The organism is Priestia sp. Y58, from assembly GCF_029522095.1.
In the GTDB taxonomy this organism is placed as follows: Bacteria; Bacillota; Bacilli; order Bacillales; family Bacillaceae_H; genus Priestia; species Priestia megaterium_E.
In genome coordinates, this window is the sequence record NZ_JAKWFL010000004.1 from 230,013 (window position 1) to 255,751 (window position 25,739).

Consider the following 25,739-nt stretch of genomic DNA (forward strand, 5'->3'; position numbering starts at 1 on the left):
GCTTGCTCTATTGTGAAAAGATTTACATAATAGAAACTAGGATTGTCAAATGGAGGGTTACAAAGTATGAAAAAGCAATATAGAGATGATAGTTTAGCTTTGCATACAGATTTATATGAACTGAATATGGCACATACGTATTTTAAAGACCATATTCATAAACGCCGTTCTGTATTCGAAGCTTACTTTCGTCGGATGCCGTTTGAAAGCGGTTATGCTGTGTTTGCCGGGCTAGAAAGAGTAATTGATTTTATTGCTAATTTTAGGTTTAGCGAAACGGACTTAGATTATTTATATGAAGAATTGCATTATGAAGCGGAGTTTATCGACTATTTAAAGCAAGTTCGCTTTAGCGGTAATGTTCGTTCGGTTGTAGAAGGCGAAATGATTTTTGCTAACGAACCAATTCTGCAGATTGACGCTCCTTTAGCGGAAGCGCAGCTTATTGAAACGCCGCTTTTAAATATTTTAAATTTCCACCCGCTGATTGCGACAAAAGCATCGCGTATTCGCCTAGCCGCGGGAGAAGATAATTTATATGAGCATACGGGTACGAATCAGCTTATGGAATTTGGTTCAAGAAGAGCACACGAGATGGATGCTGCATTTTACGGGGCAAGAGCTGCTTATATTGGAGGCTTTGATGCAACCAGTAATGTAAGAGCGGGGAAAGTATTTGGAATTCCCGTGTCCGGCACTCATGCTCACGCGCTTGTTCAAGTCTATCGTGATGAATACAGCGCGTTTAAAAAGTATGCGGAATCACACCGTAACTGTATCTTTTTAGTAGATACATATAATACGTTAAAATCAGGTATTCCCAATGCTATTAAAGTAGCAAAAGAAATGGGAGATCGCATTAATTTTATCGGTATTCGATTAGATAGCGGAAGACTTCCATATCTTTCTCAAGAGGCAAGAAAAATGCTTGATGAAGCTGGCTATCATGATGTGAAAATTTTTGCTTCGAATGACCTTGATGAGTACAGCATTCTAGATTTGAAAGCGCAAGGTGCCAAAATTGATGGATGGGGAGTTGGAACAAAGCTCATGACCTCTTTTGATCAGCCTGCGCTAGGAGCGGTGTACAAGCTGGTTTCTATTGAAGATGATTATGGAAACATGGTGGATACGATTAAGCTGTCAGAAAATCCGGAGAAAATTTCAACTCCCGGCCTAAAAGAAGTATATCGAATTGTAAATCAAGTGAACCACAAATGGGAAGGCGATTATATTACGATGCAGGACGAAGTGCCGAACGAAGAGCAGCATTTAAAAATGTTTCATCCTATTCATACACACGTCAGCAAGTTTGTCACGAACTTTAACGCACGTAAAATTCACCAGCCAATCTTTGCGCAGGGAAAGCTTGTGTACGAGCAGCCTACCATTGAAGAAATGAGAGCTTACTGCTTACAAAACTTAAAGCATCTATGGGATGACTACAAAGTCATTACAAAATCGAACGAAGATGTATTCCGTCCTACAGAGTATCCGGTAGACTTGAGTACAAACTGCTGGGATAACAAAATGCAAAATATTGAAGAGACTAGAAACAAGTTACTATCTGATACCGTACTTGTGTAGATTTCGTCAGCTAGTAATGAGAGGAGAGTTTTTTTATGAAAGAGCTACAAAAGCAAATTATTGAAGAAATGCACGTCCAAAAAGAAATTAATCCCGTGGAAGAAATTCGCCGCAGCGTTGATTTTCTGAAATCCTACATGAACAAATATCCTTTTTTACGTTCGTTTGTACTAGGTATTTCCGGCGGGCAAGATTCTACGTTAACTGGAAAGCTGGCGCAGCTAGCGGTTAATGAGTTGAACGAAGAAGCGGGAGAAGAGCGCTATCAGTTTATTGCTGTTCGTCTTCCATACGGTGTGCAGGCAGATGAAGCAGACTGTCAAGATGCACTAGGTTTTATTCAACCAACAAAATCTATTTCTATTAACGTAAAGCCAGCAGTAGATGCGATGCTTTCTGCTGTTGAAGAAGCGGCAGACGATAAAGTGTCCGACTTCAACAAAGGAAATGTAAAAGCACGTGAACGAATGATTGCACAATATACGGTAGCGGGCATGTACAGTGGAGTCGTACTCGGAACGGATCACTCTGCTGAAGCTGTTACAGGATTTTATACAAAATTTGGTGACGGAGGAGCTGACTTAGTACCTATCTTCCGTCTGAACAAGCGACAAGGAAAACAAATGTTAAAAGAATTAGGCTGTCCCGAGCATCTATATATGAAAAAACCAACAGCTGATTTAGAAGAAGATCGTCCACAGCTTCCGGATGAAGAAGCGCTTGGCGTAACGTATGAGCAAATCGACGATTATTTAGAAGGCAAAGATGTAGGTGAACATGCAAGTCACGTCATTGAAGGTCACTTTTTAAAGACGCAGCATAAACGCCAATTGCCAATCACAGTATTTGATGATTTTTGGAAATAAATAAGTAAGAAGCTGAAACGAACGTATTTTAGTTGAAGGAAATCCGAACGAATTTGATTCTTGATAGAGAATGAAACTCGTTCGGATTTTTTTATGGTTGTGGTGAACGTAGGTTTCACGTGTTTCGTTTCTTCTAGCAGCTGCCCGAAAATCAACCGCGGTCTAACAAATAATCCACATTAAATCATTTATCCAATTTGTTCGTCTTTAGATTGAAATGATTTAGTTATGTCTCAATTTCCTATTTTTTATGAAAAAAAGATAGCAAACAAAGAAAGGTATTTTTGAAAAACTAGTGAAATTAGAAAAACATAGGAGTATAATAGCATTAAGTCATCTGATGACCTGTTAATTAAAAGAAGTAAAATGATCAACTTGGAGGGAGCAAATGATGAAAGTATCTTTATTTGCGACATGTTTGATTGATATGTTTCAAACAAATGTAGGAAAAGCGACGGTAGAATTGTTAGAACGACTAGGATGCGAAGTGGATTTTCCAAAGAGTCAAGTTTGCTGCGGACAGCCTGCATATAACAGCGGTTACGTAAAAGAATCAAAAGAAGCGATGAAAAACATGATAAAAGCGTTTGAGCATGCAGAGTACGTTGTATCTCCATCCGGCTCGTGTGTGACAATGTTCAAAGAGTATCCCCATCTTTTTAAAGGTGATGCTGCATGGTATGAACCTGCCGTGAAGCTTGCTGATAAAACGTATGAGCTAACGGATTTTATTGTAAACGTTTTAAAAGTTGAAGATGTAGGGGCCAGCTTAAATGGGAAAGCCACTTATCATTCTTCCTGTCATATGACGCGTTTGCTAAACGTAAAAAAAGAACCTTTTACACTATTAAACAATGTAAAGGGTCTTGAAATGGAGAACCTTGAAAACAGTCATAACTGCTGCGGATTCGGCGGGACGTTTTCGGTTAAAATGGGGCAAATCTCTGAACAAATGGTCGATGAAAAAGTGGGCTGTATAGCTAAGACAAACGCAGAGTACTTAATTGGAGCCGACTGCGGCTGTCTTATGAATATTGGAGGAAGAATTGAACGAAAAGGACAGCCTGTAAAAGTGATGCATATCGCTGAAGTGTTAAATAGCAGAATGTAAAGAAAGGAGAATGCTGAATGTCTATGAAAATAGGAAACGATCAGTTTAAAAAACGCGTTGATGATGGAGTCAATAATGCGTTTATGCGCTTTGCGGTTTCAAGTGCTCAAGAGCGCTTAAGAAGCCGTAGATTAGATGCGGCAGAAGAGCTAGGGAACTGGGAAGAATGGCGAGCGCTTGGTGAAGAAATTCGTCAGCATACGCTTGAAAATTTAGATTACTATTTAGAACAGCTTACTGATAATGTAGCTAAACGCGGAGGCCACGTTTTTTTCGCTCAAACAGCTGAAGAAGCGAATGAGTACATAAAAAATGTAGCGAGGCAAAAGCAGGCAAAGAAAGTCGTTAAATCCAAGTCAATGGTTACAGAAGAAATTCATATGAACGCTGCTTTAGAAGAACTGGGCTGTGAAGTTATTGAAACGGACTTAGGAGAATATATCCTGCAAGTAGATGATCACGATCCGCCTTCTCATATCGTCGCTCCTGCACTTCATAAAAATAAAGAACAAATTAGAGATGTATTTCAGGAAAAGCTTTCGTATAAAAAAACAGAAAAACCTGAAGAACTAGCTCTTCACGCCCGGGAAATGCTGAGAAAAGAATTTTTATCAGCAGATATTGGCATCACGGGATGTAATTTTGCGATTGCAGAATCTGGATCTATTTCACTTGTAACCAATGAAGGAAATGCAAGGTTAACAACTGCCCTTCCTAAAACGCAAATTACGGTTATGGGAATGGAAAGAATTGTGCCAACTTTTGAAGAGTTTGAAGTGTTGGTAAGCCTGTTAACTAGAAGTGCAGTAGGTCAGCGGCTTACAAGTTACGTAACGGCGCTTACGGGACCTAGACTTCCAGGGGAAGTAGACGGACCGGAAGAATTTCACCTAGTGATTGTAGATAACGGACGATCTGCGATTTTAGGAACTGAGTTTCAATCTGTTTTACAGTGTATTCGCTGTGCGGCATGTGTGAATGTATGTCCCGTGTATCGCCATATTGGAGGACATTCATATGGATCTATTTATTCAGGTCCGATTGGAGCTGTATTATCTCCTTTGCTTGGAGGCTATGAAGATTACAAAGAGCTTCCATATGCTTCAACGCTATGCGCGGCCTGTACAGATGCCTGTCCAGTCAAAATTCCGCTGCATGAGCTATTACACAAGCACCGTCAGCGGATTGTCGAAAAGGAAGGAAAAGCACCTATTTCAGAAAAGCTGGCGATGAAAGCATTTGGCTTGGGGGCAGCTTCTTCTTCTCTATATACAGTGGGCGCTAAAGTAGCACCGGCAGCTCTTACTCCTTTTATGTCAGGAAGCAGTATTTCCAAAGGACCTGGTCCATTAAAAGCGTGGACGGAAAGCAGAGAGTTTCCGGCGCCTACAAAAGAGCGCTTACGAGATTGGTTTGATAAAAGGAGTGATGATGATGAACGGAAGCATTCAAAATAGAGACAGTTTTTTAGATAATATTGCAGCTAATCTTAAGCGAAGCAGGCGAACAAGCGGCGTAGTAAGGCCACAATGGAAGCATGCTCCTCAGCATGAGGTCTACCGCAGCTATTCGCCAGATCAATTAAAGAAAGAGCTTGAAAACCATTGCGAACGTATTCATACCCGCTATTTAGAAACATCATCACAACACTTGCCAGCTGTCCTTGAGGAAGCCGTAGCGAACTATGGAAATGGTCTTGTGAGCACGTGGGATGATCCTAGGTTTTCCGAATATGGATTGAACCTGCTGATGGAGAAATGGGAAACAAGCAGTAGCCTTCATGTATGGAATTCTGCAAAAGGCGAGGAGAATATTAAACTAGCTGAACAAGCAAATGTTGGCATTACCTTCAGTGATTTGACGCTAGCGGAATCCGGCACAGTTGTTTTGTTCAGCAGCGCTGAAAAAGGACGATCGGTCAGTTTGCTGCCCGCCACTTATATTGCGATCATTCCTCAAAGCTCAATTGTCCCTCGCATGACACAAGCCGCTGAAATGATTCATGAAAAAGTAGAGCGAGGAGAAACGATTGCTTCTTGCATTAACTTTATTACGGGACCTAGCAATTCAGCTGATATTGAAATGAATTTAGTAGTTGGCGTGCATGGACCTATTCAAGCAACTTATGTTGTAGTAAATGATCGATGAGGCTGGGACAAACGTATTTTAGCCGAAGTGAAAAACGAACCGTGAATCAACATGTTTGATTCACGGTTCGTTTTCTTTGTTATGTTGAGCATAGGTTTTATCTGTTTCATTCCTTCTAGCAGTTGATTGGAGGGCAAGGCAAAGACTCCTGCGGAAAGCGAAGCCTTGCACGGAAATCAACAGGGGGTGTCACAAGCGGTTCAGCTAACTCATGCATCTCATTTGTTCGTCTTTAGATTGGATTCATTTTGTTATGTCTCAGCCTCTTTTATTCATGCTCCATTTTTAAATAGCGGGAGAATGCGAAGAAATGTCGCATTTTGAATAAACGTGGCTAATTTTAAAAAGGTAAAAAGCAAATCTTGTAGAATACTAAGTCTATAGATAAAAGGTGGGGAAATGGGAAGTGCAAAAGAAAGGAGCAATGAGCATGTCACCACACAGAGAATTAACATCTGAAGCTGAGCAAAAGCAGCAAGGTGAATTACAGCAGCTACGAGCTATTTTTAATGACGTATTAGATGCCATTGTCGTATTTGATGAGTATTTTCAAGTTATAAATGCAAATGAATCAGCCTGCGGGCTGTTTGAAAAAACAAAGGATGAGCTATTAACGTATCAAATGAAAGATTTTCTGATGTATTTTCCGTATGACATGATTGAAGCGTATTATCCAGCACTTTTAGAAGAAAGCTATTTCAAATATGAAGGCGCGATGACGCTTCGAAGCGGCATGATGAAGCATGTTGAATTTACTTCACACAAACATAGTCACATGTCGGGCATTATTGTGTGTACATTTCGAGATATTACGCAGCACAAGATGATGGAAAATGAACGGTTTATTAGTCATCATATGTTTATGGATGTATTTAATGAAGCGGTAGACGGAATTGTCATTTTTGATCGAACGGGTCAGCTTATCGACGCGAACCCTTCATTTTGCGAACGATTAAATTATACAAGAGCACAGCTTCTAACCAAAACATTAGAAGAACTTGTAGAACCTACTTATCATTATAAGGTGAAAAAATTATGGAGGACTCTTCATCAAGAAGGAAAGACAAGCGGTGAGCTGCCGATTAGGCTCGAAAATGGAGACGTTACTTTTTTTGAATTTACCACAACGGCTAATATATACAGTCAATACTATATGTCCATTATGAGAGACGTGACGGAAAAACGGCTGATGGAGCAGCAGCTGTTGAGAAGCGAAAAAAATTTCAGAGCTATTTTTGAAAATGCGATTGAAGCGATCTTGATTTGGGGAGACGATGGTGAAATCTTGAACGCTAATCTTGCTTCTTCGCGTACCTTTGAGCTGCCGTTAAACAAATTAATTGGAAGCAATTTGTATACGTTTATCGATACAAAAAGCTTTAGTGCGTTAAAGGTGCTCCAAACGTTTCAAACAAAAGGAGAAATTCGCAATCAGCTTCCTTTTTACATGCCAAATGGAGAAATCAAACAGTTGGAATTCACAGGGAAAAAAGGCATTATAGAAGGAGACCATTTAACGATTTTTCGAAACATCAGTGAACGTACAAAAATCGAACAGGAGCTTCGGAATAACGAAGAGAAATTCAGACAGATTTTTAATGGTTCGATTGATGGGTTAGTTTTATGGGACGGCAAGCGAAATATTATTGATGTGAATTCTTCTCTTTGTGATATTTTAGAACTCAGCAAAGAGGAGATTTGTGCGCACTCCATGGAGGATTTTATTTCTTCAGCGAATTTAGATGCGGTCATTGAGCATAAAGAAACGATTGAGCAAAAAGGGGAAGCTGAAGGAGAGATTACGTATGTTACGGGAAACGGAAAAGTTAAAAATATCGAATTTTCCACGAAAAAAGATATCTTGCCAGGTCTATATATGACGCTTTTAAGAGACGTAACGGAACGAAATCAAATGCAGGAGCAGATTCGGAAGTCAGATACGCTTCAAGTAGTCGGACAGTTAGCAGCTGGGATTGCGCATGAAATCCGCAACCCGATGACAGCTTTAAAAGGGTTTGTTCAGCTGTTAGAAAGCAACATTCAAGAAGATCACTCTCTTTATTTTGATATTATTAAATCCGAATTAAAAAGAATTGAAACCATTATTACAGAGTTTCTAGTACTCGCTAAGCCACAGGCCGTAAAGTTTGAAAAGAAAAATCTAGCTGCGGTTGTTAAAGAAACGATTGATTTATTAAATGCTCAAGCACTTTTAGAAAATATTCAGTTTGAACTAAGCGTGTCCCCTCAGCTGCCAATGGTATACTGCGAACCGAACCAAATTAAACAAGTACTAATAAATGTAATTAAAAATGCAATTGAAGTCACGTCAAACGGAGGAAGAATTTTTGTTGACGTTTACTCGACAGAGCCGCACTACGTGACGGTCTCCATCCGAGATCAAGGAGACGGAATGCCCGAAGAGCGCATCAAGCGCTTAGGAGAACCATTTTATACGACAAAAGAAAAAGGAACGGGACTCGGTTTGATGGTCTCATATAAAATTATCGAAGAACATAAAGGGCGAATTGAAGTGGAAAGCAAAATAGGAGAAGGCACAGCTTTTCGTATTATTCTTCCAGCCTAAAAAGAAAGGATACGCAAGTATGTACTATGGAGAAATGAACTTATTTTCTGATTTGAAAATTTATATTGTAGCCTCGGAAAAAGGGGTTCAACATATTTGGTTTGATAGCGATGATCATAACGAGCAGCTTAAAAAACTTGTCCATGACGAGAATTATCACCATGTGAAAGAAGCAAAGAGACAGCTGCAGGATTATGCTGCAGGACGCACGCTAACATTTGATTTACCTTTGGATATAAAAGGAACAGACTTTCAAAAAGAAGTTTGGTTAACGCTTAAAGGTATACCTTATGGACAAACGTGGTCTTACAGTGAGGTAGCGGAGTCTGTTAATCGCTCTAAAGCCGTAAGAGCTGTGGGACAAGCGAATCGTCGAAATCCACTGCCTATTATTTTGCCTTGTCACCGTGTGATTGGCAAAAATGGAGCTTTAACAGGTTATGCAGGCTCCCAAACTCATATAAAAGAGAAGCTATTAATGCTTGAAAGAAATGTAGCAAAAGGCGCTTATAATTAATAGCTATTCACCGTCTAATTTCCAGCCTTCTCCTTGCACAAACACACCGTCAATTTGCTGAGGAGAAGGGAGGGAATTTAGTTCTTCATCTTTGGATAAATCGAATAGTTGATATTGCTGCTTGCGATTCAGCGCTTTGTTTTTATCCGTTTTTTGCTCTGAACTCATATTTACTCCCCCTTATTCAAAAAGAATCCCCTATAATATATGTAGAAAAAGAAGAGAGTACTGTTACAATTGTGTTACAAATGCAGCCGAAAAGCGCTGTTTACTAAAAGAGGTTGAGACATAACAAAATCAATGCCATCTAAAGACGAACAACTCGTATACATGAGCTGAACCGCTTGTGACACCGCAGTTGATTTCCGTACAAGACTTCGCTTTCCGCGGGCGGGCGCTGATCCTCCTCGTCGCATACGCTCCTGTGGGGTCTCACCTGCTCCGCTTTTCCCGCAGGAGTCTTCGCCTTGCCCTCCAATCAACTGCTAGAAGGAACGAAATAGATGAAACTATATTCACCATAACAAAAAAAACGAACTATTAATCAAACATGTTGATTAATAGTTCGTTTTTCAGTGGGGCTAAAATACTTTTGTCTCAGCCTCTTGTTATTGAGCGGATTGCAGCAAAACTTTTTGAATGGATTCAAAAGACGGGGAATGGATAATTCCATGCTCTGTAATAATGGCCGTAATCAGTTCGCTTGGCGTCACATCAAAAGCTGGATTGTACACAGAGATTCCGTCTGGAGCAATTTGCGTATCTCCAATGTGCGTTACTTCTTTAGGTGAACGTTCTTCAATAGGGATGCTGCTGCCGTCTTGAATAGATAAATCAAATGTGGACTGCGGCGCTGCTACGTAAAATGGAATACCGAATGCTTTCGCTAAAAGAGCAAGTCCATATGTTCCAATTTTGTTAGCCGTATCGCCATTTGCTGCAATGCGGTCAGCGCCTACAATAATCCCATTAATTCCTTTTGTTTTAATCGTATGAGCGGCCATATTATCCGTAATCAGCGTAACGTCCACTCCCGACTGCTGAAGTTCCCATGCTGTTAAGCGAGAACCTTGAAGAACAGGTCTTGTTTCACAGGCAAATACTTCAAGCGGAATATCGCGCTGCTTAGACAAGTGAAAAGGTGCTAAGGCTGTTCCATAATAAGCTGTAGCAATTGAACCAGCATTACATATGGTCATGATTTTATCTTTCTTTTTAAATAAAGAAAGAGCATGATCTCCAATTCGGTAGCACGTTTCTTCATCTTCTACTTGAATTTGAATAGCTTCATGAACAACTTTTGTTTTAGCTTCATTAACGGACGAAGCCGACTCAGCGCTTTTTGCTACGCGTTCTAGTGCCCAAAATAAATTGACGGCAGTAGGGCGTGAACTAGCTAAATACTGTTGATCAAGAGCTAGCTTTTGGTTAAATTCCTTGACTGAATCTGTGTCATAGCTAAGCGCAGAAAGAGCAAGACCAAAAGCCGCCGTAATGCCAATTGCAGGGGCTCCGCGTACTTTCAAGGTAGTGATAGCATCCCATACGTCTTTAATGGTTTGCAGCTTAATATATTCAACTTTGTCAGGAAGCTGCTGCTGATCTAATAAAGTAATATATGATTCATTCCATTCCACTGAGCGCGGAAGTGATAGTGTATTTGTCATGCTGATACCGATCCTTTCATTGTGTACATTATTCGTTATCGAAGTAAATGTTCAAATTCATTTGGTGAAACGTCTTGTTGGTGCAGAAGCAAATAGCGTCCAATTTTTAACGCAGTACGTTTAGCGTTAATTTTTCTTTCCTCTGAAGAAATTTCGTCTAAGTCTGCGACGTGAGCTAAGCCAATTGTACGTCGAATGATTTCACATCCTGCATATCCAACAGCATCTTGCCACGTTTGCGTTAAAATTTCATGTAATAAGCGCTCATCTTTAGCGAAAGGTTCAGTGTTTTCAGAATGCCAAAGCGCAGTAAAGGTATCTTTAAATACGTTCCATGTGTTCGTAATGTGTTCAAATAATGGTTCGCGATTTGTTTCTCGAGAAAGAGCATTTAAAAATAAATTCGCAACAAATTGTCCTAAATCGAATCCAAACGGACCGTAAAAAGCAAACTCTGGATCAATCACTTTTGTTTCTTGACTGCTAGCAAAGATGCTGCCTGTATGTAAATCACCGTGGATTAGCGTTTGCGCATTTGTTAAAAATTTATATTTTAATTTTGCTGCTTGTAGCTTTACATCACTATCATTCCATAATTCTTCTACATCAGGACGCAGCGCTTTTTCGAATTCATTTGTATCAATATCAAAAAAAGGATCTGTAAAAACTAAATCTTCCGTAATATTGCATAAGTCCGGGTTGCTGTACTTAACAATTTCTTCTTTTTTATCCTGAGGCTTTAAGGCGAAATCAGACGTTTTGAACGCAATATGTCCTAAAAAAGAACCGATATGCTGTGAGAGCAGAGGATAACTTTCACCTTGAATAAGTCCGGCGCGAGAAATCGTTAAATGAGACAGATCTTCCATGACCGTAACAGCAAGCGTTTCATCGTGGTAATAAACAGCGGGCACAAGTTCTGGCGTAAATGCACCAAATTGCTTGAGCGCATTGCTTTCAATTGTGGCACGGTTCAATGATAGAGGCCAGCTTTCGCCTACAACTTTTGCATAGGGAAGTGCTTGTTTGACGATAATGGATTTATTCGTTTGATCATTTATGATGTGAAAGACGAGATTTAAGTTGCCGTCACCAATTTCACGGGCAGTCAGCGCTTCTGTGGCATCAAAAAGACCTAGCTTTTTCACAAGTTTGATTGCTGAAATTTCTGTTAAAGGCTGATACTTCTCTGTTTTTGTTGTTGACATCGGAATCCCTCCATAGTTTATTAAACTGATTTGTTTACTAAGTTAATAGGTTTAAGAATATATGGAGGCTTTTATAATTTTAGAAAATATAAAAGCCTCTTTCGTTGGAAAGAGGCTTGATTGTAGTGTTCAAACCTCTTATCTGCCAGAAAGAATTACTTTCTGTTGGAATTAGCACCGTGCCTTTGTAAAACATGTTTTACGGGTGTGATCCATCTTAGGATGGAATGACGGTCGGTTGCTGGGCTTCACAGGGCCAAATCCCTCAGCCAACTCTTGATAAGAGTACGATTACTTATTCAATTTTGATTTGTTTGAATATTTTATGATATCTGGTGAAAATCGTATCATGCAAAAAAACGGCTGTCAATACATAATTAATAAAATTCTGTGCGGCGATCTGTAAAGACAGGAATTTGTTTGCGAATTTCTTTTACAAGTTCCAGGTTAACGTCAGCACTTAAAAGTTCTTCGCTATCGCCAGCTTCAGCGATTATTTCTCCCCACGGATCGATGACTAAGGAATGTCCGGCAAATGTGTTATTAGGATCTTGGCCTACACGATTACACGCGATTACATAGCATTGATTTTCGATTGCACGGCTAATGAGAAGTGCTTTCCAGTGGGCAAGTCTTGGAGCCGGCCACTGAGCGACAACAAACAAGACTTCTGCTCCGCTGCTAGTATGAACCCGAATCCATTCTGGAAAACGAATATCGTAACAAATAACTCCTGCGCATAGTGACTGTTCAAGTGTAAAAAGATTTTTTGCCGTTCCTGCTTCTAGATAGAGGTGCTCATCCATTAATTTAAACAAGTGCAGTTTACTGTATTGTGATACTTCACGACCTTTTCGGTCAAAAATATACATCGTATTCGTGACGCCTTGCTCTGTTTTTTTCGCGATCGAGCCTGCCACAATATTTACTTCGTTCGTTTTAGCAAACTGAGAGATTAATTGCTTGGCCTGCTGTCCTTCATCATCTGCAATTTCGTCTAGCCGCGTCAAATCATAAGCTGTATCCCATAGCTCAGGAAGCACCAGGATATCAGGGTTTTCTTTCAGAGCTTCTGTCATTTTTTGTTGAATATATTTTCGGTTTTTAGTTGGGTTTCCAAACGCAATATCAAGCTGCAAACACGTAATTTTTACACTCACTTTATCATCCGTCCTTTTTTAGTAGTTGAAAAAAATGACTTTACAAGTTGAGTATTACAATATATTATTTGTGACTAGAATTTCAAGAATTTTTTGAGAAGGTGTGCGATGATGAAACAATTTGAGCAATCGGAACTATTAAAAAGTTTACCAAAACAATTTTTTGCATCACTTGTAGGCAAGGTAGGAAAAGTAATGGCCCAAGGGCACGACGTTATTAACTTAGGGCAGGGAAATCCTGATCAGCCTACTCCTTCACATATTGTAGAAACACTGCAAAAAGCAAGCGCTAATCCTATACATCATAAATATTCTCCATTTCGGGGGCATCAGTTTTTGAAAGAGGCCGTTGCGACTTTTTATAAGCGAGAATACGGGGTTGATGTGGATCCCGAAAAAGAAGTAGCTATTTTGTTTGGCGGGAAGGGTGGACTTGTTGAAATCCCGCAGTGCTTATTAAACCCTGGAGATACGGTGCTGGTTCCGGATCCTGGATATCCTGATTACTGGTCTGGAGTAGAGCTTGCAAAAGCCAAGATGGAAGTGATGCCGCTCACGGCTAAAAATCATTTTCTACCCGTATACGAAGAGATAAGTGAACGTGCTAAAGAACAGGCAAAGCTCATGTTTTTAAACTATCCCAATAATCCTACTGGTGCAGTGGCAACGGCAGAATTTTTTGAAGACACCGTGGCGTTTGCTGCCAAGCACGATATTTGTGTGGTACACGACTTTGCCTACGGAGCAATTGGATTTGATGGTAAAAAGCCAATCAGCTTTTTACAGACTCCTGGTGCAAAAGAGACGGGAATTGAAATTTATACTCTTTCTAAAACGTATAACATGGCGGGATGGCGAGTTGGATTTGCTGTAGGAAATGAAAGTGTAGTAGAAGCTATTAATCTTCTTCAAGATCATATGTATGTCAGTCTCTTTGGAGCGGTTCAAGAGGCAGCAGCCGCAGCTCTGTTAGAATCTCAACAATGTGTGAATGATTTAGTTAAGCGCTATGAATCTAGACGCAATACATTTATTCAAGGGCTTCGAGAAATTGGTTGGGACGTTACATCTCCAGCGGGCTCCTTTTTTGCATGGCTAAAAGTTCCTGGAGGATATACTTCTGAACAATTTTCAGATTTACTTCTTGAAAAAGCCCACGTTGTAGTGGCACCTGGAGTAGGCTTCGGAACATATGGTGAAGGCTATGTGCGCGTAGGACTGCTGACGGATGAAGAGCGCATGAGAGAAGCTGTATCTCGAATAAAAAAATTAAATTTATTTTAAAAACGCATTGACAATCCTTTTTGAGTTGGCTTAATATGTAAGAAGTTAACGAGATTAATAACCGATAAATCCTAGCGGTATTTTTTATTTAGTATATAATCTACGAATTCAATTTAAATAAATAGCAACTTTCTTATTAAGAGTAGGTGGAGGGACTAGCCCGATGAAGCCCGGCAACCGACTTAACGCATGTTAAGCACGGTGCTAATTCTTGCAGCAGCAGCTGAGAGATAAGAAGAGCAACGAAAGCCTCTTCTTAATCACAGAAGAGGTTTTTTTTATTAACGATATTAAACAGCAAGGGAGTTTTTAGCATAATGAGTGAAATCGTTGCAAGCTACTTACTACATGACAATAAAGGAAATTTTCATAAAAAAGCGGAAGGAATCGCTTTAGGACTAACCGTCGGCTCATGGACAGATCTGCCGCTTTTAGATCAGCAGCAGCTTCAAAAGCATAAAGGGCGCGTCGTGTCCGTAACGGAGCTTCAAGATTGCGAACGTGTTAACGGATATTTAGGCAGAGAGGTTAAGCAGGCTATTGTCAAAATTGCTTATCCAACTGCCAACTTTTCAAGAGATTTACCGGCTATTTTAGTTACTGTTTTCGGAAAACTATCACTTGATGGAAAAGTGAAATTATTAGACTTGGATTTTCCTGATGAATTATTAGCTGAATTCCCAGGACCGCGCTTTGGAATAGAAGGTATACGAGAGAAACTAGGCGTTTATGACCGTCCGCTTGTGATGAGTATTTTTAAAGGCGTGATTGGAAGAGACATGACGTACTTAACAACTCAGCTGCGTGAGCAAGCGCTTGGCGGAGTGGATTTGGTTAAAGACGACGAGATTTTGTTTGATAGTGAACGAACACCTTTTGAAGCTCGCGTTACAGAGGGAAAAAAAGTACTGAATGAAGTATACGAAAAAACGGGACACCGCACGCTGTATGCTGTTAATTTAACGGGACGAACGTTTGAATTAAAAGAAAAAGCGAGAAAAGCAGCTGAGCTAGGAGCCGATGCTCTTTTATTCAACGTATTTGCTTACGGATTAGACGTACTGCAGGCACTTCGAGAAGATGATGAAATTAACTTGCCGATTATGGCTCACCCAGCTGTTAGCGGAGCGCTTACGCCATCAGAGTTTTACGGTTTTTCAAATTCATTACTGCTTGGAAAGCTATTACGCTTAGCCGGAGCAGATTTTTCGCTATTTCCATCACCATACGGAAGCGTAGCGCTTTCTCTTGAAGACACGACAGGCATTGCCTACGAATTAACGCGTCCTGTGTACAAATATAAGCAGACTTTCCCGGTTCCTTCAGCAGGAATTCATCCTGGAATGGTACCGCAGCTTGTGAAGGACTTTGGAATCGACAGCATTATCAATGCAGGAGGCGGAGTTCACGGTCATCCAGACGGCGCTATCGGAGGAGGAAAGGCATTCCGTGCGGCGATAGATGCAGTACTCTCTCATCAAACACTAGCCGAAAAAGCGGAAGAATCAAAAGAGTTGCAAAAAGCTTTGCAACTATGGGGAACAGTAGAGGTGAAAGCATGACATCGTTAAAAATCTTTTGTGACTTTGATGGAACAATCACAAATAGTGATAACATTATTGCGATTATGAAACAATTTGCTCCTCCGGAGTGGGAAAGTATTAAAGACGACGTGCTAGCACAGCGCGTTTCTATTCAAGAAGGAGTAGGGCAAATGTTTGCCTTACTCCCCGTGGAATTAAAGGAAGATATTATTTCTTATATTTTAAAGACGTCTGCTATTCGAGATGGATTTGATGATTTTATTGCCTATACAAAAGAGCATCATATTCCGCTTTATATTGTAAGCGGAGGAATTGACTTTTTTGTAAAACCGCTTTTGGGAAATCGAGTTGCAGAGGAAATGCTCTACTGCAACGGATCTGATTTTTCTGGTGAGCATATTTCCATTACGTGGCCTCATACATGTGATAAACAGTGTACAAATGACTGCGGCTGCTGTAAGCCAACGATTATTCGCAATCTTGCAGATGAAAGAGATCATACGGTTGTTATTGGCGATTCCATTACGGATTTGCAGGCTGCCAAATTAGCTGACACTGTCATTGCACGTGACTTTTTAATTGAAAAATGCGAAGAGCTATCTCTACCGTATCGTCCTTTTTCTACTTTTTATGATGTCATTCATCATTTACAAGAATTAACAGAAGAGGTGAAAGCATGAGTATCATGGCTCAGCAAAGGTTGCATGAGCTTGCGGATATAAAAGATGAGTTGGCAGAACGCGATTGGTTCTTCGGTACAAGCGGAAACTTAGCAATTAAAGTGGACCAAAATCCGACAACTTTCTTTGTATCAGCAAGTGGAAAAGACAAAAGAAAACGTACAAATGAAGATTTTTTATTAGTTGATCAACATGGAAAACCTGCAGAAGAAACGCATTTAAAGCCTTCTGCTGAAACGCTTTTACACGTTAAGATTTACGAGTTAACGAACGCTGGGTGCAGTCTTCATGTACATACAATCGACAACAACGTGATCTCTGAACTGTACGGAGATGAAGGGCTTATTTCATTCAAAGGCCAAGAAATTATTAAGGCACTGGGTATTTGGGAAGAAGATGCGGAAATTACTGTTCCGATTATTCCGAATTACTCGGATATTCCGACACTAGCAGAAGAGTTTTCTCACCATATAAAAGGCGATCAAGGCGCGATTTTAATTCGTAACCACGGGATTACGGTATGGGGGAAAAATGCGTTTGAAACAAAAAAAGCGCTAGAAGCCTATGAATTTCTATTTAGCTACCATGTGAAATTACTGTCACTTAAAGGCATTAAGCCAAAGGTGCATTTATAAAAGGAGGAAACAGCAATGGCGCAAATTCGCTTACATGTAAACAATAAAAGAATTGAAACTCAAGAGGAAGTATCAGCTTTTCTGGCAAACAATGAAGTTATTTATGAAAATTGGGACATTACAAAACTTCCAGAAAATCTTCGTGAAAAATATGATTTAACTGATGAAGAAAAAACAGAAATTTTAAACGCTTTTGGTGAGGATATTAAAGATATTTCTGAACGCCGCGGCTATAAAGCGCAAGATGTTATCTCGTTATCGGAATCTACACCAAATATTGATGAATTGTTAAAAAACTTTCAGCGCAAGCATATTCATACAGATGACGAAGTTCGCTTTATTGTAAGCGGTCATGGAATCTTTGTTATTCAAGGAAAAGACGGCGAATTTTTTGATGTTGAATTAGAGCCGGGCGATTTAATTTCAGTACCAGAAAACATTCTTCATTACTTTACATTAATGGAAGATCGTAAAGTAGTCGCTGTCCGAATTTTCGTGACAACTGAAGGATGGGTACCTATTTACGCATAACAACTACTTGTAAAGCATAGGTCATGATCACCCCGCTTTTACATCTAAAAGCGGGGTATTCTTTGGATTGTTATAAAACTAACTATTTTTATATGAATAATAAGTTTAATGGGAGGAACACCATGAAAAAGAGTGAAAAAATGCTGTGGCCACTTACTTTGCTCGTGCTTCTAGTTTTTGCACTGGCTGCCTGCACGAAAGAACAGCCAAGTCTAAACGAGAAAGCACAGGCAGCTCCAGCGCAGCAAGCGGCTTCTGCTAAGCCTGTACAGCAAGAAGGAAAAAAGATTACGAAAGATACAAAAATTGCGCTTATTTCTGAATTTACATCAGGCACTCACGCTGCTCAGTACATAACAGGTGTGACAAAAGCGGCTAAAAAAGCAGGAGTACAGCTATCCGTTTCTGATTCAAACAATGATCAATCTAAAATGGCGGCTTATTTAGACACGGCTATTAACCAAAATGTTGACGGCATTATGATTGACCACGGCCGGGCTGAAACCCTTGAACCTGGCGTGAAGCGCGCGATTGCAAAAGGAATTCCCGTTATTGCAACAGACGTAGAATTAAAAGTAGAAGGCGTTACAACCATTGATCAAGACGATTATATGCTTGCGCTGCAGGGTCTGAAACAAATGATGCAGGACATTAATGGAAAAGGAAATATTGTATATGCATTTGTTGGAGGCTTTGCACCGATGGAAAAGCGCGACAGCATTTATAAAATTATGATGAATCGCTATCCAGATGTAAAACAAATTGCCACGTTCGGAAGCGCAACGGACAACACCTCTCTAGACACGCAAAATAAAATGGCAGCTGTGTTGAAGCAGTATCCAAATAAAGGAGACATTGCGGCTGTTTGGGCGCCATGGGACGAATTTGCAAAAGGAGTCACAAGAGCTATTAAAGAAGCAGGACGAGACGAGATTAAAGTGTACGGAGTAGACTTATCTGATGAAGATCTGCAAATGATGCAGGCAAAAAACAGCCCGTGGAAAGCGTCAGCTGCCGTAAATCCAGCTTCAGTAGGAGAAAAGCAAGTTGATCTGCTTCTTAAAAAGATTTCCGGTCAAGAAATCCCTCGTTATTATTCCTTTGATCCGGTTTTAGTCAAACAAACTGACTTGCCTAATCAAACGATTAATATGGATCAGCTTAGTCAGTACGTAGAAGAATGGGGCAAAAAAGAGTAGAAGTGGAGGGACAGACATGACGAACGAGCTTTCAATGAAGAACATTACAAAAAACTTTGGTTCTTTTCAAGCGCTGAACAAAGTTGATTTTACTGTTCAAAAAGGGGAAATTCATGCTTTATTGGGAGCCAATGGTGCCGGTAAAAGTACGTTGATGAAAATATTGTGCGGAGCTTACGACGAGTACGAAGGAAAAATCTATAAAGACGGAGGAGAAATCTCTATTTCTTCTCCTAAAGAAGCGAAGAGCCGCGGAATTGGAATTGTACACCAAGAAGTGGATGTAGCGCTGATTCCTTCGCTGTCAGTAGCTGAAAACATTGTGTTAGACGTGCAGGCTTCTAATAAAAGTAAGGCATTTGTAAACTGGAAATCTATTTATAAGAAAGCGGAAGAAGCTCTTTCTTTACTTGGTTCTTCTCTATCCGTTAAAAAAAATGTCGTTGATTTAACTCTATCAGAAAAACAGCAGGTGCTTATTGCACGTGCAATTGTACAGAATGTTGATTATTTAATTTTGGATGAACCAACCGCACCTCTTAGTGTGGAAGAGACGAAACAATTGTTTTCTGTGATGAGAGAGCTGAAGAAAAGCGGAGTAGGCATTATTTACATTTCACATCGCCTTCAAGAAGTGGTTGATATTTGCGACCGCTTAACGGTTTTAAAGGACGGACGCTATGTAGCTACAAAAGAAACTTCACATACATCAATTGAAAACGTGATTACGCTCATGTTAGGAACGTCTTCTGTAAAACAGTGGGTCAAAAAATCAGTAGAAGTTGGAAACGAACTTTTACATGTAGAAGTATTATCTCTTCCAGGGCGCCTTTCTAATATCTCTTTTCATGTAAAAGAAGGAGAGGTAGTCGGTATTGCAGGGCTTGTAGGAGCGGGGAAAACGGAGCTTTGCCGAAGTCTATTTGGTTTAGAGCAATATGTCAGCGGCAGCGTTCGGTTAAAAGGCAAGAAACTAAAGTTGAATAAGCAGCCGTATTATTATATTGCACAAGGTCTTTCTCTTGTTCCTGAAGAACGAAGAAAAGAAGGAATTTTTGTTCATGAATCGATTGCCGATAACTTAGTTTTGCCAAGTCTATCCCGCTTTACAAATTATTCGTTTCTAAAGCGAGGAAAGATCAAGGAAAAAGCGCAGAAAACGACTGGGCAAGTTGGCGTAAAGTCTCATTCTATCGAGCAGTCAGTTGGAACGTTAAGCGGCGGAAATCAGCAAAAAGTAGCAATCGGAAAATGGCTTGTTACGGATTCTGACGTACTGTTGTTTGATGAACCAACTAAAGGAGTTGATGTAGGCTCCAAGCGAGAGATATTTGATTTAATTACAAATCTTGTGTCACAGCAAAAAGGCGTTGTTTATGCAACCTGTGAATTCGAGGAGCTGCTAGGGGTAGCGGATCGAATTTATGTTATGTACAACGGAAAAATCGTGAAAGAATTATCCAAAGAAGAAGCAACTAGTGAAAAATTATTTTATTATACAGCAGGAGGAGTAAAAGGATGAGTGCGGAGTATGTAACAGAACCTGTAGCGAAACCAAAGAGAAAAATAAGCGTTTTCGACTTTTTTTATAAATATGGGACAGTCTTAATGATTTTTGTTATTATGATTATTTTCTCCATTGCCACACCTAACTTTTTAACAGGAGAAAACATTAGTGATATCCTGCGTTCTATTTCCATTGTTACCTTAATAGCGCTTGGTGTGACGATATCGTTAACCGTCAATGGGCTGGATTTATCTGTAGGGTCTACGGCTGGGTTAGCCACTATTTTATCAGCCTCTATGCTTGTTTTACACAGACAAGAAATTGCAGTCGCTATCATTGTTCCGATTATTGCATCGCTTCTTATCGGGTTAGTAAATGCTTTTTTAGTAGTGAAAGTAAAGATTCCTGATATTTTAGCCACTCTTTCCATGATGTTCATCGTACAGGGGATTTTATTAACGTATACAAAAGGCTCAGCTATTTATACCAATATGCCTCTACCAAGCGGAGACAGAGCTCCGGGAATTTTTATTCCTTCTTTCCTTGCGCTGGGGCAAGGTCACTTTCTAGGTATTCCTGTTCCTGTTATCATTATGCTGCTGACTGTGCTGCTTGTTCATATCGTTTTTTCCTATACGAAGTTTGGGCGTTTTTTCTACGTAACAGGAGGTAACATAGAAGCAGCAAGACTTTCGGGTGTACCGGTTAATCGTTACCGTATGTATGCCTATATGTTTTCAGGTTTGCTTGCTGGAATTGGAGGAGTCGTTTTAGCTGCCCGTATTGGAGTAGGAGAAGTGAACGCGGGCTCACCATTTTTAATGGATGCCGTAGCTGCTACATACATTGGTTTTTCCGTATTTGGAGCAGGGAAACCGAATGTATTCGGGACGCTGATTGGCTCTATTTTAATTGGTGTGCTGTTAAATGGATTAACGATGCTAAATGTTCCGTATTATATGCAAGACATTATTAAAGGAGCTGTATTAGCAGGAGCCTTGGCTTTAACGTATTACCGCTCGAAACAAACATCTACGGCTGTGTAAACAGCCGTTTTTTTTCGTTTGAAATCGGGAAGAATAAGGAAAAACAATAGTATAATCTATTATTTATGTAGAAAGAGGGAGTATAGATGAAACGTGTCGTCATTATAGGAGGAGTAGCCGCCGGAATGAGCGCAGCTTCACAGCTTCGCCGGATGAAAGAAAAAGAAGAAGTGGAAATCCTTGTGTTTGAAAAAGGTGGAGATATCTCTTACAGCGCATGTGGCATGCCTTACTATCTGTCAGGTGTTGTAAAAGAAAAAGACGATTTGATTGCTCGTACGAAACAAGAGTTTGAAGAGCGAAATATCTCCGTCCATCTTTTTCACGAAGTTAAAGAAGTAAATCATACAAAAAAATACATAGTAGCACAAGATGTAAAAACGCACGCTGAAAAAGAGATAACATATGATGAACTCATCATTGCAACTGGAACAACGGCTGTTAAACCCAATTTTATGAGTGATAACATGCCGAATGTATGCACATTAAAGTCATTAGAAGACAGCGAAAGAATCTATACATATCTACAGGCTCACTCCGTAGAAAAAGTCACCATTATCGGCGGAGGATATGTCGGAATGGAAGTAGCTGAAGCAATGAAGGCTTTGGGAAAAGAAGTACGGGTCATTGAACAGGGAAAGCAGATTCTATCTATTTTAGATCAAGACATGGCAGAGCATTTACAAAAGCGGCTAGATGACGATATTTTATTTCATTTCGAAGAAGAAGTGGAAGCATTGCTGCATTCAGATGGTTTCGTCACTCACGTTCAAACAAACCGTCAAACGTACCAAACGGATTTGGTGATTGTAAATGTAGGAGTTCGTCCGAATACGCAATTCTTAGAAAGAAACGGACTAAGAATGCTTGAAAATGGAGCTATTTTAGTAAACGAGAAGTTGGAAACCAACGTGCCTCATATCTACGCAGCAGGAGATTGTGCAACGAGCTATCACCGCGTATTAAAAAAAGATGTTCATATTGCTCTTGGAACCATTGCCAATAAGCAGGGAAGGGTTCTTGGCTACCGATTAGGGGGAGAAAATAGAGAATTTCCGGGTGTTGTAGGTACAAGTATTGTCAAAGTGATGGACTATGAAATTGGAAAAACCGGCATTTCAGAAAGAGAAGCAAGAGAAAATTCTCTTTTATACGAAGCCATCACAGCCGAGGCTCCGAGTCATGCTTCTTACTATCCAGGAGCTGAAAAGATTGTGATAAAACTTGTTTATCATCCTGAAACAAAAGAGATTTTGGGGGTTCAAATGATTGGTAAAGAAGGAGTAGCAAAACGAATCGATGTATTTGCGACAGCTATTACTTGTCGCCTCACAACAGATGAAATAACCATGCTAGATCTTTCGTATGCTCCTCCTTTTGCTACGGTATGGGATGCTGTACAAATTGCTGCCCAGAAAGCCGAATAAAAAAGTCACCGTCTTACAAAAGACGGTGACTTTTTTATTCGACAAGCAGCATCTTTTGTCGAAAAACAACTTGTAAAAAAAAGATAAACGGTATTCCTATAGTAATGTAAGCGTTTGTAAATTCCGACAAAATAATTTTTTCGCGAAAAAAATGTCTATTATTGCGACTCTATTTACATTTTTAGTAGAATTTGTAATAATGCGTTATAAGCTAATTTCTTTGTCATAGGAGAGGATTTTGTGTTTGGAGTGAGAAATAGAACGAAATCAGAGAGATTATTAGTGGAAATCGTCCAAAAAAGACAAAAGATGGTGCAGCTCGGAGAAGAAAAAGGTCTGACTAATGAAGAAACCGTTACCTGTAGTCAAGAGCTTGATCAGCTCTTACTCGTTTATCAAAAGCAGCGTTTAAAAGAAGAGGAAGAAAAGACATCGTTTGCCACACTGATTAGCCGTTTTTTATCTTTTTCAAAGCTGTAATGCAGGACAAGCATTCGGGATCGGGCAGTAAAACAATTACGCTGCCCGTGGCCTCTCTTCAGCTTTAAAAAATGTTAATTAAAAAAATCATAAACAAAATACCAAAAATAAACGAATAAGTAGCAAATCTTTCGTTTCCATCGCCGTGACTTTCTGGAATCAACTCTTTATAAATAATAAAAAGCATGGCTCCAGCAGCAAAAGCTAATCCATATGAAACGAGAGAATCAACAAAATTAGTTAAATAAAACCCGAGTAAAGACGTTACAATTTCAACGGAGCCTGTAAGGGTCGCAATTAAAAATGCTTTTATTTTACTAATATTTTGCTGAGCTAAAAATAGCGCGACCAACAGTCCTTCAGGTGCATTTTGAAGACCGATTGCGAGGGCAATTAAGTTCCCTGTATTTTCAACATTTGAAGCGTAGCTAACACCAACAGACAATCCTTCAGGAAGGTTGTGTAAAGTAATAGCGGAAACAATTAAAAGCGCTTTTTCATCAAACTGAATGCCGGTTTTAGAATGCTCAAGATCAATGTGAGGAATATTCTGCTCCAAGAGTGTTAATGTTACAACTCCAAGCAGTAAGCCAATTGCTAAGGCAAAAAATCCGCCGCTTTGAAGAGATTCTGGAATCAAGCTCATAGTAGAAGCAGCTGTCATAATACCTGCAGTGAGCGCAAGAAGTATATCTTTCCAGCGATGAGTGAGTTCTTGATTCAAAAACAGAATAGGCAAAGCGCCTACTCCAGTCGATAGCGCAGAAAGAATGCTTCCAATTAGTACCTCAGTCATAAACCGTCTCCTTTTACGTATTCTTCTTTTTATCCTCAATTCACATCGTTCTTTTAGTGTATGTTTTTTTGGTTTCTATGAGCATGACTATTTTAAAAATGAATAGCTTTATGCAATAACCTTACAAAAAAGTTGAACCAGTGAAGGTTCAACTTTTTAGGTAAAGTACAGCTCCTGAACTTGGTTAGCAATATGCTCAAGCTTATTGGAAACTTGAGGAATGCCATATCCTACATACAAAGGAGATGTGGCAAAGCGAGGAATGATTTTCGCCGCAATTTTGCCGTTTTTAAGATTATAAAAAAATAAGTTGTAGCTCGTGCAGCTACGATGAAAATGATTTAATAAATAGTGAGCAGCCGTTTGAAGATAATCTGCAAATGCGTGCAGCTCTTTGTCAAGCTGATCCGTTATCACGTTAAATTCAAAAAAGCCCATTCTAGGTTTTACAGATAAATTAAATGTGACGTGTTCATTTTTGGCAATTGTGACTCCTTCAAACTGCTCTAGCTTCACGTTTTCATTTACATCCATCTCATTTAAACCAATAATTTGCATATGAGGATGCCGTAACGATCCTCCGGACATAGGTCCATGGTTTTTGAAGAAAAGAACAGAAGCATATTCACCGCTGTTCATCATCGATATCCATCGTTCAGTAGCGAAGCTCAGCAAGGTGTACAGATGTTCTTTTGGATAAATAGACAGTTCTGAAGAACATTCATCGGTCTCAATAATAACCGTTTGATAAGCATCTTGCAGAACAGGAAATTTATTTTTCAGCCAAATGATAGGTCCTTGTTTTTCAATGATGCCTGTGAGAGATTCAACGTCACAAAATGGACAGGGATTTTGCCGGTTAACGATTGTTTCAGGCTTTTGTGAACCAATCGCGGAATTAAATAATAAATGGGTTGGTTTCATAATCATTCACCTTTTTATGTAATGGTCATATGTTTATTGTATTAAAAGCATATGTATAAATCCACTTATATACATTTTTTATCAAAAAAATTGTACAAGCGGAGAGAATAACCGATGAAATAAGCCTGCTTTGATTGACTTTGAAGGGAAATTTTAGTATTATCTTGATATCAAGATAATATTAAAGGAACTGATTAAAATGACGAATGATGTAACTAGAGAAGAGTTAGACCAATCTCTTAAATTATTTATTGTACTATCTCGTGCCAATCGTTCAATTAATGATCATGTGCATAAATTTATTCAACAGCATGGAATGAATCCAACCGAATTTGCTGTCCTAGAGTTATTGTACCACAAAGGCCAGCAGCCTCTTCAGCAAATTGGCGGAAAAATTCTGTTGGCAAGCGGCAGTATTACGTATGTAGTAGACAAGCTTGAGAAAAAAGGCTTCTTAGAGCGCGTTGCTTGTCCGAACGATCGTCGCGTAACCTATGCAGCTATCACCAAGCAAGGCAAGGAAATGATTGAAAGCATGTTTCCGAGTCACGAAAAAAGAATTCATGATATTTTATCCGTTTTATCTAGCGAAGAAAAGGAAGTTGCCATTTCGCTGCTTAAGAAACTAGGGCACTATGCAGATGAATTTTTGCCGGAATCGACTAATTAATTAAGGAAAGCTCGTTTGTTTCTGTTGAACAAACGAGTTTTTTCTATGACTTCTTTCATGACCAATCGACATAAAAAATAAAAAGTGACAAAAAATTGAAATTAACAGGAATACAGCTGGATAAAAACGAATTAGGTTACATACAGACAATAGAGGAAGGGGAAC

Annotated in this window: 25 protein-coding genes and 2 riboswitches; of the genes, 18 read left to right on the forward strand and 7 right to left on the reverse strand. The window is 39.6% G+C overall.

Annotated elements, in window-relative coordinates; translation table 11 throughout:
- The first annotated feature begins 66 nt into the window (after positions 1–66).
- The 7 genes from MMB68_RS14450 (at position 67) to MMB68_RS14480 (ending at position 8,816) form a co-directional block, all read left to right on the forward strand.
- Entirely contained in the window at positions 67–1,587 is a 1,521-nt protein-coding gene (locus tag MMB68_RS14450) for a nicotinate phosphoribosyltransferase (RefSeq protein WP_277549129.1), read from the forward strand.
- 35 nt (positions 1,588–1,622) lie between these two features.
- Positions 1,623–2,453 (forward strand): ammonia-dependent NAD(+) synthetase, encoded by an 831-nt coding sequence (gene nadE / locus MMB68_RS14455; protein ID WP_277549130.1) that lies wholly within the window; start codon positions 1,623–1,625, stop codon positions 2,451–2,453.
- 391 nt (positions 2,454–2,844) lie between these two features.
- Positions 2,845–3,564: a (Fe-S)-binding protein gene (locus tag MMB68_RS14460; protein ID WP_114897360.1), complete on the forward strand. Its 720-nt coding sequence runs from the start codon at positions 2,845–2,847 to the stop codon at positions 3,562–3,564.
- A 17-nt stretch (positions 3,565–3,581) separates the two neighbouring features.
- Complete coding sequence (locus tag MMB68_RS14465) at positions 3,582–5,021, forward strand: LutB/LldF family L-lactate oxidation iron-sulfur protein (protein WP_013082211.1); 1,440 nt, start codon at positions 3,582–3,584, stop codon at positions 5,019–5,021.
- Entirely contained in the window at positions 4,999–5,712 is a 714-nt protein-coding gene (locus tag MMB68_RS14470) for a LutC/YkgG family protein (RefSeq protein ID WP_277549131.1), read from the forward strand. Before MMB68_RS14465 ends, MMB68_RS14470 begins: the two co-directional genes overlap by 23 nt.
- Positions 5,713–6,142: 430 nt before the next feature.
- On the forward strand, positions 6,143–8,299 hold the full coding sequence (locus MMB68_RS14475; protein ID WP_269871742.1) for a PAS domain S-box protein: 2,157 nt from the start codon (positions 6,143–6,145) through the stop codon (positions 8,297–8,299).
- Between the two features lie 19 nt (positions 8,300–8,318).
- Positions 8,319–8,816 carry a methylated-DNA--[protein]-cysteine S-methyltransferase gene (locus MMB68_RS14480; protein ID WP_277549132.1) on the forward strand — a complete coding sequence of 166 codons (498 nt, stop codon included), beginning with the start codon at positions 8,319–8,321 and terminating at the stop codon, positions 8,814–8,816.
- 3 nt (positions 8,817–8,819) lie between these two features.
- On the opposite strand, the gene MMB68_RS14485 is transcribed toward MMB68_RS14480, so the two are convergent.
- The 5 genes from MMB68_RS14485 to MMB68_RS14505 all read right to left on the reverse strand — a co-directional run bounded on the left by MMB68_RS14485 (position 8,820) and on the right by MMB68_RS14505 (position 12,851).
- Positions 8,820–8,984, reverse strand: coding sequence for a hypothetical protein (locus tag MMB68_RS14485; protein ID WP_013055953.1), 165 nt, complete (start codon positions 8,982–8,984; stop codon positions 8,820–8,822).
- Positions 8,985–9,058: 74 nt separating this feature from the next.
- Complete coding sequence (locus MMB68_RS14490) at positions 9,059–9,298, reverse strand: hypothetical protein (RefSeq protein ID WP_221782348.1); 240 nt, start codon at positions 9,296–9,298, stop codon at positions 9,059–9,061.
- Between the two features lie 126 nt (positions 9,299–9,424).
- The gene (gene mtnA, locus MMB68_RS14495; RefSeq protein WP_277448332.1) at positions 9,425–10,483 is read right to left on the reverse strand and encodes an S-methyl-5-thioribose-1-phosphate isomerase; all 1,059 of its coding nucleotides are present in this window, start codon (positions 10,481–10,483) and stop codon (positions 9,425–9,427) included.
- Between the two features lie 35 nt (positions 10,484–10,518).
- Complete coding sequence (gene mtnK, locus MMB68_RS14500; protein ID WP_277448333.1) at positions 10,519–11,691, reverse strand: S-methyl-5-thioribose kinase; 1,173 nt, start codon at positions 11,689–11,691, stop codon at positions 10,519–10,521.
- Between the two features lie 135 nt (positions 11,692–11,826).
- Positions 11,827–11,977, reverse strand: a riboswitch (SAM riboswitch).
- Between the two features lie 91 nt (positions 11,978–12,068).
- Positions 12,069–12,851 (reverse strand): carbon-nitrogen family hydrolase, encoded by a 783-nt coding sequence (locus tag MMB68_RS14505; RefSeq protein WP_028414170.1) that lies wholly within the window; start codon positions 12,849–12,851, stop codon positions 12,069–12,071.
- 111 nt (positions 12,852–12,962) lie between these two features.
- Here MMB68_RS14505 and MMB68_RS14510 point away from each other — a divergent pair, with 111 nt between their 5' ends.
- From MMB68_RS14510 to MMB68_RS14555, 10 genes are all read left to right on the forward strand, one after another.
- The gene (locus MMB68_RS14510) at positions 12,963–14,135 is read left to right on the forward strand and encodes a pyridoxal phosphate-dependent aminotransferase (protein WP_264409231.1); all 1,173 of its coding nucleotides are present in this window, start codon (positions 12,963–12,965) and stop codon (positions 14,133–14,135) included.
- 130 nt (positions 14,136–14,265) lie between these two features.
- A riboswitch (SAM riboswitch) is annotated at positions 14,266–14,372 on the forward strand.
- Positions 14,373–14,452: 80 nt separating this feature from the next.
- On the forward strand, positions 14,453–15,697 hold the full coding sequence (gene mtnW, locus MMB68_RS14515; protein WP_277448335.1) for a 2,3-diketo-5-methylthiopentyl-1-phosphate enolase: 1,245 nt from the start codon (positions 14,453–14,455) through the stop codon (positions 15,695–15,697).
- Positions 15,694–16,359, forward strand: a complete 666-nt coding sequence (locus MMB68_RS14520) for a 2-hydroxy-3-keto-5-methylthiopentenyl-1-phosphate phosphatase (protein WP_277549133.1) — start codon at positions 15,694–15,696, stop codon at positions 16,357–16,359. Before mtnW ends, MMB68_RS14520 begins: the two co-directional genes overlap by 4 nt.
- Positions 16,356–16,994 (forward strand): methylthioribulose 1-phosphate dehydratase, encoded by a 639-nt coding sequence (locus MMB68_RS14525; RefSeq protein WP_042992255.1) that lies wholly within the window; start codon positions 16,356–16,358, stop codon positions 16,992–16,994. The genes MMB68_RS14520 and MMB68_RS14525 overlap by 4 nt, the downstream gene beginning before the upstream one ends.
- 15 nt (positions 16,995–17,009) lie before the next feature.
- On the forward strand, positions 17,010–17,525 hold the full coding sequence (locus MMB68_RS14530) for a 1,2-dihydroxy-3-keto-5-methylthiopentene dioxygenase (protein WP_013055961.1): 516 nt from the start codon (positions 17,010–17,012) through the stop codon (positions 17,523–17,525).
- Between the two features lie 122 nt (positions 17,526–17,647).
- A complete protein-coding gene (locus MMB68_RS14535) occupies positions 17,648–18,724 on the forward strand; it encodes a sugar ABC transporter substrate-binding protein (RefSeq protein WP_277549134.1) in 1,077 nt (358 codons plus the stop codon).
- Between the two features lie 16 nt (positions 18,725–18,740).
- Complete coding sequence (locus tag MMB68_RS14540; protein WP_277549135.1) at positions 18,741–20,246, forward strand: sugar ABC transporter ATP-binding protein; 1,506 nt, start codon at positions 18,741–18,743, stop codon at positions 20,244–20,246.
- Positions 20,243–21,277: an ABC transporter permease gene (locus tag MMB68_RS14545; RefSeq protein ID WP_042992251.1), complete on the forward strand. Its 1,035-nt coding sequence runs from the start codon at positions 20,243–20,245 to the stop codon at positions 21,275–21,277. The genes MMB68_RS14540 and MMB68_RS14545 overlap by 4 nt, the downstream gene beginning before the upstream one ends.
- 86 nt (positions 21,278–21,363) lie before the next feature.
- Complete coding sequence (locus MMB68_RS14550) at positions 21,364–22,704, forward strand: CoA-disulfide reductase (protein ID WP_277549136.1); 1,341 nt, start codon at positions 21,364–21,366, stop codon at positions 22,702–22,704.
- A 240-nt stretch (positions 22,705–22,944) separates the two neighbouring features.
- A complete protein-coding gene (locus MMB68_RS14555) occupies positions 22,945–23,184 on the forward strand; it encodes an aspartyl-phosphate phosphatase Spo0E family protein (RefSeq protein WP_013082228.1) in 240 nt (79 codons plus the stop codon).
- Positions 23,185–23,248: 64 nt separating this feature from the next.
- On the opposite strand, the gene MMB68_RS14560 is transcribed toward MMB68_RS14555, so the two are convergent.
- Positions 23,249–23,980: a ZIP family metal transporter gene (locus MMB68_RS14560; RefSeq protein WP_221782362.1), complete on the reverse strand. Its 732-nt coding sequence runs from the start codon at positions 23,978–23,980 to the stop codon at positions 23,249–23,251.
- A gap of 156 nt (positions 23,981–24,136) precedes the next feature.
- A complete protein-coding gene (locus MMB68_RS14565) occupies positions 24,137–24,904 on the reverse strand; it encodes a DUF4931 domain-containing protein (RefSeq protein WP_025749436.1) in 768 nt (255 codons plus the stop codon).
- Positions 24,905–25,103: 199 nt separating this feature from the next.
- On the opposite strand from MMB68_RS14565, the gene MMB68_RS14570 reads away from it, so the two are divergent.
- Positions 25,104–25,574 carry a MarR family winged helix-turn-helix transcriptional regulator gene (locus tag MMB68_RS14570; RefSeq protein ID WP_221782364.1) on the forward strand — a complete coding sequence of 157 codons (471 nt, stop codon included), beginning with the start codon at positions 25,104–25,106 and terminating at the stop codon, positions 25,572–25,574.
- Positions 25,575–25,739: the final 165 nt, after the last annotated feature.